Source organism: Citrobacter sp. Marseille-Q5395, from assembly GCF_947057495.1.
Lineage (GTDB): Bacteria > Pseudomonadota > Gammaproteobacteria > Enterobacterales > Enterobacteriaceae > Citrobacter > Citrobacter murliniae.
Genome location: NZ_CAMSEL010000010.1, coordinates 141,168 through 154,009 on the forward strand (window position 1 = coordinate 141,168; position 12,842 = coordinate 154,009).

Below are 12,842 nucleotides of genomic sequence, written 5' to 3' on the forward strand. Positions count from 1 at the left end.
AATTCCCGCTATACTCAACAAGCTTTCTGATTCAGGATCCTGCTGCTGACGGCAGTTACAGACCGTTGCCTTTTAACTCATTGATTAAGAAGGTGTGCTATGTCTATTCGGGAACTGATTGACCCACAAAACTCAACGCTTATTTTTATTGACCATCAACCGCAAATGTCATTTGGTGTGGCGAATATTGATCGCCAGACGTTGAAAAATAATACTGTAGCATTAGCCAAAGCCGGAAAAATATTTAATGTTCCAGTGATTTATACCTCGGTTGAAACGAAAAGTTTTAGCGGATATATCTGGCCGGAATTGTTAGCTGTTCATCCTGATGTCAAGCCTATCGAGCGTACTTCAATGAACTCCTGGGAAGATGCGGCCTTTGTTAAAGCAGTGGAAGCGACCGGGCGTAAAAAACTGATTATCTCCGCACTGTGGACCGAAGTTTGCCTGACATTCCCGGCGTTGATGGCGCTGGAAGCGGGTTATGAAGTGTATGTGGTCACCGACACTTCCGGCGGTACATCCGTGGATGCTCATGAACGTTCTATCGATCGTATGGTGCAGGCGGGTGCGGTACCAGTTACCTGGCAGCAGGTGCTGCTGGAGTACCAACGCGACTGGTCACGTAAAGAGACTTACGACGCGGTGATGGACCTGGTGCGTGAACACAGCGGTGCGTACGGTATGGGCGTGGATTATGCCTATACCATGGTACATGGTGCACCAGAACGTAAGATTTAATTCCGCTGGCGGGGCAATCCCGCCATTATCCTTCAGCAAGGAACCCTTCATGGCGCAGAATAAACATGTGACATTGGTGATTACTCACACCTTGCGGCCTGACCAGGCGCAGCGGTATGAGCAGTGGCTGGGGAAAATCATGCCAGTGGCCGCAGAGTTTCCAGGTCATCTTGGCGCTAACGTCATTCGCCCTACCGACGGACAAAACCTGTGGAACATTATTATCCGCTTTGACACCGTCGAGCATCTGTATAACTGGACCCAGTCTGATACGCGCCGTGCGCTGGTCGAGGAGATCGCGCCATTGCTGGCGGAGGGCGATAAAACCGAGATTCGTACGGAAGCGGCATTTTGGTTTACCCCGCCTGCATCACATGTTCGCCAGCCTAAACGCTGGAAGCAGTTCCTGATAACTCTGCTGGTGATTTTTCCCAGCACCAATCTGGTGCCGTGGCTGACCGGTATCGTGCTGCCCTCAATGAAGGGATCATTGCTCCTGCATCTGATTAATGATGCCTGTGTGGTTGCGCTGGTGGTCTGGTTCTGGATGCCTATCGTAACCCGTCTGTTTGCCGGCTGGCTGAAAAAAGCCTGACCGGTTTCTCAGGAGATTGTTATGTCTCAAACTGCAACACTTATTCTGACTCACGGAAAAATCCATACTCTTGATCGCCAAAGCCCTCAGGTGGACGCCGTGGCGATTAAAGATGGAAAAATTCTGGCGACCGGTTCTCATGATCAGATCATGAATTTTGCGACTGATGGGACACAGATTATTGATCTGAAAGGTCATACAGTGATCCCAGGTTTAAACGACTCACATCTGCATCTCATTCGCGGAGGGTTGAATTACAACCTTGAGTTACGTTGGGAAGGTGTGCCGTCGCTGGCGGATGCGCTACGTATGCTTAAAGATCAGGCTGACAGAACACCCTCGCCGCAATGGGTTCGCGTGGTAGGCGGCTGGAGTGAATTTCAGTTCGCTGAACGCCGTATGCCGACGCTGGAAGAACTCAATGAAGCCGCGCCGGATACACCGGTATTTGTGCTGCATCTCTACGATCGGGCGTTGCTAAATCGCGCGGCCCTAAAAGCGGTCGGTTACACCAAAGCAACGCCGGATCCGGTAGGGGGAGAAATTGTTCGCGATGGCAATGGTAATCCTACGGGGATGCTGATCGCCAAACCGAACGCTATGATCCTCTACTCTACGCTGGCGAAAGGACCAAAACTTCCGCTGGAAATGCAGGTTAATTCCACCCGTCAGTTTATGCGAGAGCTAAATCGACTTGGGCTCACCAGCGCCATTGACGCCGGCGGCGGCTTTCAGAATTACCCGGAAGATTATGAAATTATCGAGCAACTACATGCCAATAAGCAGATGACGGTCCGTATTGCCTACAACCTGTTTACCCAGCGTCCTAAGCAGGAACTGGAAGATTTCGAACGCTGGACCGATATGCTCAAACAAGGGCAAGGGACTGATTTTTATCGTGCTAATGGAGCAGGGGAAATGCTGGTCTTCTCGGCGGCGGATTTTGAAGACTTCCTGCAACCGCGCCCGGATTTACCTGAAGGCATGGAGGATGAGCTGGAGCGTGTCGTCCGCCACCTGGTGGAACATCGCTGGCCGTTCCGTCTGCATGCAACCTATGATGAGTCCATCAGCCGGATGCTGGATGTCTTTGAGAAGGTGAATCGTGATATTCCGTTCAACGGCCTGCACTGGTTCTTCGATCACGCAGAAACGATTACCGAACGTAACATTGAGCGCGTAAAAGCGCTGGGTGGCGGTATTGCCGTTCAGCATCGGATGGCGTTCCAGGGCGAGTATTTTGTCGATCGCTATGGAAAAGATGCGGTTAAACATACGCCACCGGTAGCAAAAATGTTGGCGGCTGATGTTCCGGTTGGACTGGGGACCGACGCAACCCGCGTGGCAAGTTACAACCCGTGGACGGCGCTCTACTGGCTGGTTTCCGGACGTACTGTCGGCGGGATGGCGATGTACGACGATAACAACCGACTGGCGCGCGATGTGGCGCTGGAACTGTGGACCGCAGGCAGTGCCTGGTTCTCCAGCGAGCAGGGTAAGAAAGGTCACATTGAAAAAGATCAACTTGCCGATCTGGTGGTGTTATCAAAAGATTATTTCAGCGTACCGGAGGAGGAGATCAAAGGTATTGAGTCGGTGATGACCATTGTTGATGGCAAAGTCGTTTATGCTGCCGGGCATTTCACGCCGCTGGCACCGCCTGCGATCCCTGTTGTCCCTGACTGGTCGCCAGTGGTAAACGTTCCGGGGCATTATCGCTCTGCGCCACCTACTACTGCGAAAGTTGGTGCTATGGTCCAGATGCATCAGTGTTGCGGTAGCTGTGGCGTTCACGGACATCAGCACGATATGGCGCGTAAATCGGGGATCCCGGTGTCAGACGATCGTGCGTTTTGGGGCGTGCTGGGTTGTTCTTGTTTCGCGTTTTAATCATTGCCCGGTGGCGCTTCGCCGCCATCCGGCAACAAAAAAGGCTCGCCTGCGCGAGCCTTTTTGCTAAACGTTAGCCTATTACAGGCTGGATACGTTTTCGGTCAGGTATTTTGCAACGCCGTCCGGAGACGCGTTCATACCTTCTTTACCTTTTTCCCACTGAGCCGGGCAAACGTCACCGTGCTCTTCGTGGAACTGCAGCGCGTCAACCATACGCAGCATTTCGTCAATGTTACGACCCAGCGGCAGATCGTTTACAACCTGGTGACGAACAACGCCGTTAGCGTCAATCAGGAAAGAACCGCGCAGAGCAACGCCCGCTTCCGGGTGCTCGATGCCGTAGGCTTTCTGGATTTCGCGCTTAACGTCAGCAACCATTGCGTATTTCACTGCACCAATGCCGCCTTTGTCGACAGGGGTGTTACGCCATGCGTTGTGGACGAATTCAGAGTCAAAAGAAACACCAACGACTTCAACGCCGCGTTTCTGGAATTCTTCGTAACGTTTGTCGAACGCGATCAGTTCTGACGGGCAAACGAAGGTGAAGTCCATTGGCCAGAAGAACAGAACGGTGGTTTTACCGTTGGTATGCTGTTTGAAGTTGAAGTTTTCAACAATCTCACCGCTACCCAGTACCGCAGCTGCTGTGAAATCCGGAGCCTGACGAGTTACCAGTACCATATAATTCTCCTGCAAAGTTAAGGGGTTTTTGGAACGCAACGCGGGCCAGTATAGAGACTGTTCGGGAATAAGACAAAGAGGCGCTGGCAATCAATGAGACAGGTTTTGGCTATCAATGCATTACCGGATAGCGGTTTCGCCTTATCCGGTCTGCAACCCCTGATACAACAGGCAGGCCTGATAAGCGTAGCGCCATCAGGCAATCAAAGAGCCTTGCTGCTGGCCTGCGCCATCATGCGCGGATAAAACTGCCAGAAACGTGCTTCCAGGGCATCGTAATGCGCATCCAGGTCATACCAGGAGTCGCGCAGTGCGTCGAGTTTTGGACGGCGGCTGGCCATGCCGTTTAAGACATTCTGAATAAAGTCCATATCACGATAGCGCTCCAGCCATTTCTCTGACCACATAAAGTTGTTCAGATTCACAAAGCGCGGCGGCGATTCAGGCAGGATAGTGGCAACCTGCGTGTGGGCGTAGCTGACAAAGGCCGCGAGCGGGAAGTCCGGTGATATTTCTGACCAGTGACGCGACAGGAAGTGATCCCACATGACATCCAGCGTAATAGGCGCGACGCGGCGAGTCTCGCGGCGAAACCACTCTCGGGCTTCACGCACTTCAGGCAGGTTATCGGTCATTACGTCGATACGACGGTGCATAAAAATGCCTTCCACCACGTCAGGTGGAAAACTGGCTTCCGGGTTCCCCCGAACAAAATCGGCCAGTAAATTGCCAGAAAGCGAGCTGTCGGCAAGATGGGCTAAGTGCAGGTGTGCAAGAAAATTCATATCCACTTCATCCTTCAAACTGCCCCTTTGTTGGCTGCTGAGTTACTCGTCTCATCCATGAGACTCGCCCTTACGGACCGCCGCTCCGCGACGTTCAAATCTGTTCCCTACAGATTTGTCACTTACCCCAGTCACTTACTAGTGTAAGCGCCTGGGGACTCATTCAGTTGCCGCCTCGATGCATCTTGAATGATTTTGCGTATAGATTATGTCACTCATCTTGAGGGGTAAAGGTTGCAGGGAGAGCGCCCCGGCACTAGACTACCCGCCTCTTATTTTAGTCTGAGTCAGTGTCATGCGCGTTACCGATTTCACCTTTGAACTACCCGAATCCCTGATTGCCCACTATCCGCAGGCAGAGCGCAGTAGCTGCCGCTTGCTGTCACTGGATGGGCCGACTGGCGCGCTGACACACGGTACTTTCACTGATTTGCTCGACAAGCTCAACCCCGGAGATTTGCTGGTCTTTAACAACACCCGCGTAATTCCGGCGCGTCTGTTTGGCCGTAAAGCCAGCGGCGGCAAGATTGAAGTGCTGGTCGAGCGTATGCTGGATGATAAACGTATTCTGGCACATATTCGCGCATCTAAAGCGCCGAAGCCGGGTGCTGAATTGTTGTTGGGCGACGATGAAAGCATTAAAGCGACAATGGTTGCCCGTCATGACGCACTGTTCGAAGTGGAGTTTGACGACGAGCGCAGCGTGCTGGACATCCTGAATGCTATCGGCCATATGCCACTGCCGCCGTATATCGACCGCCCTGACGAAGATGCCGACCGCGAACTGTATCAGACGGTCTACAGTGAAAAACCCGGTGCCGTGGCGGCGCCGACTGCTGGTCTGCACTTTGACGATCCGTTGCTGGCAAAACTGCGCGATAAAGGCATTGAGATGGCGTTCGTGACGCTGCACGTTGGCGCGGGGACGTTCCAGCCGGTGCGTGTCGACACCATCGAAGATCACATCATGCACTCCGAATATGCGGAAGTGCCGCAGGATGTGGTCGACGCGGTGCTAGCGGCGAAAGCACGCGGTAATCGTGTTATTGCGGTGGGGACGACCTCAGTTCGCTCGCTGGAAAGCGCGGCGCAGGCGGCTAAAAACGACCTGATTGAGCCATTCTTTGGCGACACGCAAATATTTATTTACCCGGGCTATCAGTACAAAGTGATCGATGCGTTGGTGACTAACTTCCATCTGCCTGAATCAACATTGATTATGTTGGTTTCAGCGTTTGCGGGCTATAAAAACACCATGAACGCCTATCATGAAGCCGTAAAAGCGGAATATCGCTTTTTTAGTTACGGGGATGCCATGTTTATCACGTACAATCCGCAAGCTATTTCCGAGCGTGTCGGGGAGTAAATCCCCGGCATGAGTGTTTAACGTCAGACTGTTTTTCTGACGCAGGAGTTAAAATGAAATTTGAACTGGACACCACAGACGGTCGCGCTCGCCGCGGCCGCCTGGTTTTTGATCGTGGCGTAGTAGAAACGCCAGCCTTTATGCCGGTTGGTACTTACGGCACCGTGAAGGGCATGACGCCGGAAGAAGTTGAAGCTACCGGTGCACAAATTATTCTCGGTAACACTTTCCACCTGTGGCTGCGCCCGGGTCAGGAAATCATGAAATTGCATGGCGATTTGCATGATTTCATGCAGTGGAAAGGGCCAATCCTCACCGATTCCGGCGGCTTCCAGGTCTTCAGCTTGGGCGACATTCGTAAAATTACCGAACAGGGTGTGCATTTCCGCAACCCGATCAACGGTGATCCGATTTTCCTTGATCCAGAAAAGTCGATGGAGATCCAATACGATCTCGGTTCCGATATCGTGATGATTTTCGACGAATGTACTCCTTATCCGGCTGACTGGGACTATGCTAAACGCTCGATGGAGATGTCTTTGCGCTGGGCGAAGCGTAGCCGTGACCGTTTTGACGGGCTCGGCAACAAAAATGCGCTTTTTGGCATCATTCAGGGCAGCGTTTACGAAGATTTACGTGATATCTCTGTCAAAGGTCTGGTAGATATCGGGTTTGATGGCTACGCTGTCGGCGGTTTGGCTGTGGGTGAGCCGAAAGCAGATATGCACCGCATTCTGGAGCATGTTTGCCCGCAGATTCCGGCAGATAAACCTCGCTACCTGATGGGCGTCGGCAAACCAGAAGATCTGGTTGAAGGTGTACGTCGTGGTATGGATATGTTTGACTGCGTGATGCCAACACGAAATGCCCGTAATGGTCATTTGTTTGTGACTGACGGCGTGGTAAAAATTCGTAATGCGAAACATAAAAGCGACACCAGTCCGCTCGATGCCGAGTGCGATTGCTACACCTGTCGCAATTATTCACGCGCCTACTTGCATCATCTTGACCGTTGCAACGAAATATTAGGCGCGCGACTCAATACGATTCATAACCTTCGTTACTACCAGCGCTTGATGGCGGGTTTACGCAAGGCTATTGAAGAGGGTAAATTAGAGAGCTTCGTGACCGATTTTTACCAACGTCAGGGTCGACCTGTTCCACCTTTGAACGTTGATTAATTTTAATAATGAGGGAATTTGAATGAGCTTTTTTATTTCTGATGCGGTAGCGGCAACAGGTGCTCCGGCGCAGGGCAGCCCGATGTCTCTGATTCTGATGCTGGTGGTGTTTGGTCTGATTTTCTATTTCATGATCCTGCGTCCACAGCAGAAACGCACCAAAGAACATAAAAACCTGATGAACTCCATTGCCAAAGGTGATGAAGTGCTGACTAACGGTGGCCTGGTCGGTCGCGTGACCAAAGTAGCAGAAACTGGCTACATCGCTATCGCGCTGAACGACACCACTGAAGTGGTTATCAAACGTGATTTCGTAGCTGCCGTTCTGCCGAAAGGCACGATGAAGGCGCTGTAATTTATTGTTTTCCCGAAGGGAACTGCCGTGTTAAACCGTTATCCTTTGTGGAAGTACATCATGCTGGTCGTCGTGATTATCGTCGGCCTGCTTTACGCACTTCCCAACCTGTATGGTGAGGATCCGGCTGTTCAAATCACTGGCGTGCGCGGTGCCGCCGCCAGTGAGCAAACGCTGATCCAGGTCCAGAAAACGTTACAAGAAGAAAAAATTACACCTAAGTCTGTGGCTCTGGAAGAGGGCGCTATTCTTGCGCGCTTCGACTCCACCGATACCCAACTGCGCGCACGTGAAGTGCTGCTGGGCGTGCTGGGTGATCAATATGTCGTGGCGCTTAACCTGGCTCCGGCAACACCACGCTGGCTGGCTGCCATTCACGCAGAACCGATGAAACTCGGTCTTGACCTGCGTGGCGGCGTTCACTTCCTGATGGAAGTGGATATGGACACCGCGCTGGGTAAACTGCAGGAACAAAATATCGACAGCCTGCGCAGCGACCTGCGTGAAAAAGGCATTCCTTATACTACCGTTCGTAAAGAAGATAACTACGGTCTGAGCATCACCTTCCGTGACAGCAAAGCCCGTGACGAGGCTATCTCTTACCTGAGCAAGCGTCATCAGGATCTGGTGATTTCAAGCCAGGGCAGCAATGCGCTGCGTGCGGTGATGACTGATGCGCGTTTGAGCGAAGCTCGTGAATACGCGGTACAGCAGAATATTAACATTCTGCGCAACCGTGTTAACCAACTGGGTGTCGCTGAGCCGGTTGTTCAACGCCAGGGCGCTGACCGTATTGTGGTCGAACTGCCTGGTATTCAGGACACCGCGCGTGCGAAAGAAATTCTGGGTGCGACTGCTACGCTGGAATTCCGTCTGGTAAATACCAACGTTGATCAGTCTGCTGCTGCATCCGGGCGCGTACCGGGCGACTCAGAAGTGAAACAGTCCCGCGAAGGACAGCCAGTTGTGCTGTATAAACGCGTGATCCTGACCGGCGACCATATCACCGACTCCACGTCGAGCATGGATGAGTATAACCAACCGCAGGTTAACATCTCGCTGGATAGCGCGGGTGGTAACATCATGTCTAACTTTACCAAGGACAATATCGGTAAGCCGATGGCGACCTTGTTCGTCGAGTACAAAGACAGCGGTAAAAAAGATGCCAACGGCCGTGCGATGCTGGTGAAACAGGAAGAGGTGATTAACATCGCCAACATCCAGTCTCGCCTGGGTAACAGCTTCCGTATCACTGGAATTAACAACCCGAACGAAGCGCGTCAGCTGTCGCTGCTGCTGCGTGCCGGTGCGTTGATTGCGCCGATTCAGATTGTTGAAGAACGGACTATCGGCCCGACTCTGGGTATGCAGAACATCAAGCAGGGTCTGGAAGCCTGTCTGGCTGGTCTGGTGGTTTCTATCCTGTTCATGATCTTCTTCTATAAGAAGTTCGGCCTGATTGCGACAAGTGCGCTGATTGCCAACCTGGTACTGATCGTCGGTATCATGTCGTTGCTGCCGGGTGCCACGCTAAGTATGCCGGGTATTGCGGGGATCGTCTTAACCCTTGCCGTCGCGGTCGATGCGAACGTACTGATCAACGAACGTATCAAAGAAGAGTTGAGCAACGGACGTTCGATACAGCAGGCGATCAACGAGGGCTATGCGGGCGCGTTCAGTTCCATCTTCGATGCGAACATTACGACGCTGATTAAGGTCCTGATCCTGTATGCAGTCGGTACTGGGGCAATTAAAGGGTTCGCGATTACTACCGGTATTGGTGTGGCGACGTCGATGTTCACCGCGATCGTCGGTACACGTGCCATCGTAAACCTGTTGTATGGCGGCAAGCGCGTCAAAAAGCTGTCAATCTGAGGAGTGCGATGTGGCACAGGAATATACTGTTGAACAATTGAACCACGGCCGTAAAGTCATCGACTTTATGCGCTGGGACTACTGGGCTTTCGGCATCTCTGGTTTTCTGCTGATTGCGGCCATCGTGGTGATGGGCGTACGCGGATTTAACTGGGGGCTCGATTTTACTGGTGGTACGGTAATTGAAATCACGCTGGAAAAACCAGCGGAAATGGACGTGATGCGCGATGCGCTGGAGAAAGCGGGTTTCGTTGAGCCGCTGCTGCAGAACTTCGGTAGTAGCCACGACATTATGGTTCGTATGCCGCCAACTGAAGGTGAAAACGGCGGGCAGGTACTGGGTAGTAAAGTGCTGAGTGTAATTAACGAAGCAACTAACCAGAATGCCGCTGTGAAACGTATCGAGTTCGTCGGACCCAGCGTGGGTGCTGATCTGGCGCAAACCGGTGCGATGGCGCTGATGGTGGCGCTGATTTCCATCCTTGTGTATGTCGGTTTCCGCTTTGAGTGGCGACTGGCCGCTGGGGTCGTGATTTCCCTTGCGCACGACGTGATTATCACCTTAGGGATCCTGTCGTTGTTCCATATCGAGATTGACCTGACAATCGTCGCATCGTTGATGTCGGTAATTGGTTACTCGCTAAACGACAGTATCGTGGTATCTGACCGTATTCGTGAAAACTTCCGCAAAATCCGTCGCGGTACGCCTTACGAAATCTTTAACGTGTCACTGACCCAGACGTTGCACCGTACGTTAATCACCTCCGGTACGACGTTAGTGGTTATTCTGATGCTGTACCTCTTTGGTGGTCCGGTGCTGGAAGGCTTCTCGCTGACCATGCTTATCGGTGTCTCCATCGGTACTGCCTCGTCTATCTACGTAGCATCGGCGTTGGCGTTGAAGCTGGGTATGAAGCGCGAGCACATGCTGCAGCAGAAGGTCGAGAAAGAAGGGGCGGATCAGCCGTCTATTCTGCCGTAACCGAAGCTGCGCGTAAAAGCTGGAATCCCGATCGCAAGGTCGGGATTTTTTTTGCCTGTAGCACGCTGATTTCGTGTGGATATTAGCGAGTGGAGTAGAATCGCCCCAAGCTGGGGTGACCCGGTGAGGCACAGTGTTGCGGGGCTTGATCCCCGTTGGCCTTGTCGCCGCGTGGCAACATGCGCCCGAAACGGGCCAGAGGGAAACTTTTGGCCCTTTTTGCAAACACTACTGACAGTATGCTGTCAGTAGTCCTGTTTTATAGTCCTTCTGAGATTACCCACAAAGGCAGGAGGATGTATGAATAACGTGATTAACTGGTTTGAAATCCCGGTAGCGGAAATGGATCGTGCCATTGCTTTTTATGAACCGGTGATGCAGGTTTCGCTGCGTCGGGAGAATATGGATTGTGCTGAGTTGGCAGTGTTCCCGCATCAGGACCCAGCCCCCGGTGGCGCACTGGCTAAATTTGATGGTATTACGCCTTCGCAGCAGGGCGCTATTATTTATCTGCATACGGACGATCTCCCGGCTACGCTTGCGCGTGTCGAAACAGCGGGTGGTAAGTGTGTGTTTGGACCACTTGAGCTGGGGCAGGATATTGGCACGATTGCGTTATTTACCGATAGTGAAGGTAATCGCGTTGGCTTGCACCAGCCTGCATAATATTTCTAAATACAGAGGGTTAAGATGACCAGGCGCGCTGACCGTTTATTTCAGATTGTACAGATCCTGCGTGGCAGGAGGCTGACAACGGCGGCGCATCTGGCGGAGCGGCTCGAGGTTTCTCCTCGCACGATCTACCGCGATATCTGCGATTTATCATTATCCGGCGTGCCTGTTGAAGGGGAGGCGGGCAGCGGGTACCGTTTAATGGCAGGATTTGATCTGCCACCTTTAATGCTCACTCACCGTGAGTCAGAAGCACTGATGGTCGCAATCCGATTACTCAAAACCTGGGGCGGTGATTCGCTCTCGCGGGAGCTGGAATCGGCGCAGGAAAAAGTGTTGGCGATCCTGCCAGAAGAGAGTCGTCGCAGGGCAGAACAGACGCGTATTTTTGCCCCTGACTTTGGAACTCAATTACATTCTCGTAGCACATTTGATCTTATACACCGGGCTGTATCTATCCAACAGGTTCTGGCACTGCATTATCGTGACGAAGCCGGGCAACTCTCCTGGCGAGATGTGCAGCCGCTGGGGTTATTTTTCTGGGGAGAGCACTGGCTACTGGTTGCATGGTGTGAAAGGTGTGAGGATTATCGTTGTTTTCGTGTTGATCGTTGTCTCTGTGTTACCCCTGTGGACAGGCATTTTCGTGAGGATACCGGACGTTCGCTAAGCGACTTTTTGCGTAAAGTTCGCTGTGACGATAAGCCATAAAAAAGCCAGCGGTTAAGCTGGCTTTAACATGCTGGTCTCCGGGCCGGCGCAGTGCCGCCCGGTATCAGGTAAAATTAGAAGTTGTAACCGACAACCAGATAGCCACCCCAACCGGTAGAACGAACGTTTTCTTTCATCCAGCTCAGATCAGCGTCATCGTTCCACTGACCGCCGTTGTGCCAGTAACGAGCGACGACGGAATAGTGCCAATGGTCGTAGTTCAGTGCCAGAATGTGGCTGGAGGCGATAGAGTCGTTAGTACGCTGTTTAATACCATTCTCAGCATAAGCACTCTTATCACCGAGATCGGAACCCCAGTCAAAGTTAGTGAAACCAATGTAGCTCAGGTTACCACCCCACAGTTCGGTAATTGGCACAAAGTATTTCACTTTGAAACGGTAGCCATCCCAATCGTTTTGATTTTCTGCACCGTAGTTCTGCCACTGATACTTAGCGTATACGTTCATGGACAGGCTCATCGGCAGGCCAGTGTCGATGTCGGTACCCAGACCCATATACCAGGTGCTCTGACGGCCATCTTTGTTACGACCCATGTCGTAGATATAGTTGTTGGCGAAGTACCACTCTTTGAACGGACCAAAGCTCAGATCAGTACCGGTCAGTTTGTCGATGGAGAAACGCGGTTCAATTTCCATAAACAGCGGGGAACCGTGGTTCCAGATACCTTTCGCATCGGTGTTACCACCGAAGAAGACTGGCGCATCCATGTAACCATAGAAGTCGAACCAGTCTTTCTTAGCGAAAGCTTCATATTCCAGATAGGTATCGTTACGGATCTGTGGTCCGAAACGGGTGTGGTAGCTACCTACTACGTTAACGCTCTGATGCCACCAGTCGGAAAGATATTGCGGTTTGTCATTTTCTGCCGCATTAGCAGTAAAGGACGAGGAGAGCGCCAGTACTGCACCGGCTGCAAGTAATGTTTTTTTCATATGTATGCCACTGTTTGAAATCCCTTTCGGGAGTGAAAAAGGCGCAATTTGC

General features: G+C 52.1%; 13 protein-coding genes. 10 read left to right on the forward strand and 3 right to left on the reverse strand.

Going from position 1 to position 12,842, the window contains the following annotated elements; translation table 11 throughout:
- The first annotated feature begins 99 nt into the window (after nucleotides 1-99).
- From OH663_RS13105 to OH663_RS13115, 3 genes are read left to right on the forward strand one after another with little or no spacing between them, the layout of a single operon-like run.
- Nucleotides 100-741: a hydrolase gene (locus tag OH663_RS13105; protein ID WP_045440467.1), complete on the forward strand. Its 642-nt coding sequence runs from the start codon at nucleotides 100-102 to the stop codon at nucleotides 739-741.
- A gap of 49 nt (nucleotides 742-790) precedes the next feature.
- A complete protein-coding gene (locus OH663_RS13110; protein ID WP_045440468.1) occupies nucleotides 791-1,336 on the forward strand; it encodes an antibiotic biosynthesis monooxygenase in 546 nt (181 codons plus the stop codon).
- A 21-nt stretch (nucleotides 1,337-1,357) separates the two neighbouring features.
- Nucleotides 1,358-3,226 (forward strand): amidohydrolase, encoded by a 1,869-nt coding sequence (locus tag OH663_RS13115; RefSeq protein ID WP_200012178.1) that lies wholly within the window; start codon nucleotides 1,358-1,360, stop codon nucleotides 3,224-3,226.
- Nucleotides 3,227-3,307: 81 nt separating this feature from the next.
- On the opposite strand, the gene OH663_RS13120 is transcribed toward OH663_RS13115, so the two are convergent.
- Both OH663_RS13120 and acpH read right to left on the reverse strand, forming a co-directional pair.
- Nucleotides 3,308-3,910, reverse strand: coding sequence for a peroxiredoxin (locus OH663_RS13120; protein ID WP_045440472.1), 603 nt, complete (start codon nucleotides 3,908-3,910; stop codon nucleotides 3,308-3,310).
- Nucleotides 3,911-4,113: 203 nt separating this feature from the next.
- On the reverse strand, nucleotides 4,114-4,695 hold the full coding sequence (gene acpH, locus OH663_RS13125) for an ACP phosphodiesterase (RefSeq protein WP_048221956.1): 582 nt from the start codon (nucleotides 4,693-4,695) through the stop codon (nucleotides 4,114-4,116).
- Between the two features lie 295 nt (nucleotides 4,696-4,990).
- On the opposite strand from acpH, the gene queA reads away from it, so the two are divergent.
- From queA to OH663_RS13160, 7 genes are all read left to right on the forward strand, one after another.
- The gene (gene queA / locus OH663_RS13130) at nucleotides 4,991-6,061 is read left to right on the forward strand and encodes a tRNA preQ1(34) S-adenosylmethionine ribosyltransferase-isomerase QueA (RefSeq protein ID WP_045440477.1); all 1,071 of its coding nucleotides are present in this window, start codon (nucleotides 4,991-4,993) and stop codon (nucleotides 6,059-6,061) included.
- 53 nt (nucleotides 6,062-6,114) lie between these two features.
- Complete coding sequence (gene tgt / locus OH663_RS13135) at nucleotides 6,115-7,242, forward strand: tRNA guanosine(34) transglycosylase Tgt (protein ID WP_200012180.1); 1,128 nt, start codon at nucleotides 6,115-6,117, stop codon at nucleotides 7,240-7,242.
- Nucleotides 7,243-7,264: 22 nt separating this feature from the next.
- A complete protein-coding gene (gene yajC / locus OH663_RS13140; protein WP_002890398.1) occupies nucleotides 7,265-7,597 on the forward strand; it encodes a preprotein translocase subunit YajC in 333 nt (110 codons plus the stop codon).
- Nucleotides 7,598-7,624: 27 nt separating this feature from the next.
- Nucleotides 7,625-9,472, forward strand: coding sequence for a protein translocase subunit SecD (gene secD, locus OH663_RS13145; RefSeq protein WP_071828898.1), 1,848 nt, complete (start codon nucleotides 7,625-7,627; stop codon nucleotides 9,470-9,472).
- A 10-nt stretch (nucleotides 9,473-9,482) separates the two neighbouring features.
- The gene (secF, locus tag OH663_RS13150) at nucleotides 9,483-10,454 is read left to right on the forward strand and encodes a protein translocase subunit SecF (protein ID WP_045440487.1); all 972 of its coding nucleotides are present in this window, start codon (nucleotides 9,483-9,485) and stop codon (nucleotides 10,452-10,454) included.
- A 300-nt stretch (nucleotides 10,455-10,754) separates the two neighbouring features.
- A complete protein-coding gene (locus OH663_RS13155) occupies nucleotides 10,755-11,120 on the forward strand; it encodes a VOC family protein (protein WP_045440489.1) in 366 nt (121 codons plus the stop codon).
- A gap of 24 nt (nucleotides 11,121-11,144) precedes the next feature.
- On the forward strand, nucleotides 11,145-11,837 hold the full coding sequence (locus OH663_RS13160) for a helix-turn-helix transcriptional regulator (protein ID WP_200012181.1): 693 nt from the start codon (nucleotides 11,145-11,147) through the stop codon (nucleotides 11,835-11,837).
- Nucleotides 11,838-11,911: 74 nt separating this feature from the next.
- On the opposite strand, the gene OH663_RS13165 is transcribed toward OH663_RS13160, so the two are convergent.
- Nucleotides 11,912-12,790 (reverse strand): nucleoside-specific channel-forming protein Tsx, encoded by an 879-nt coding sequence (locus OH663_RS13165; RefSeq protein ID WP_045440493.1) that lies wholly within the window; start codon nucleotides 12,788-12,790, stop codon nucleotides 11,912-11,914.
- Between the last annotated feature and the right edge of the window lie 52 nt (nucleotides 12,791-12,842).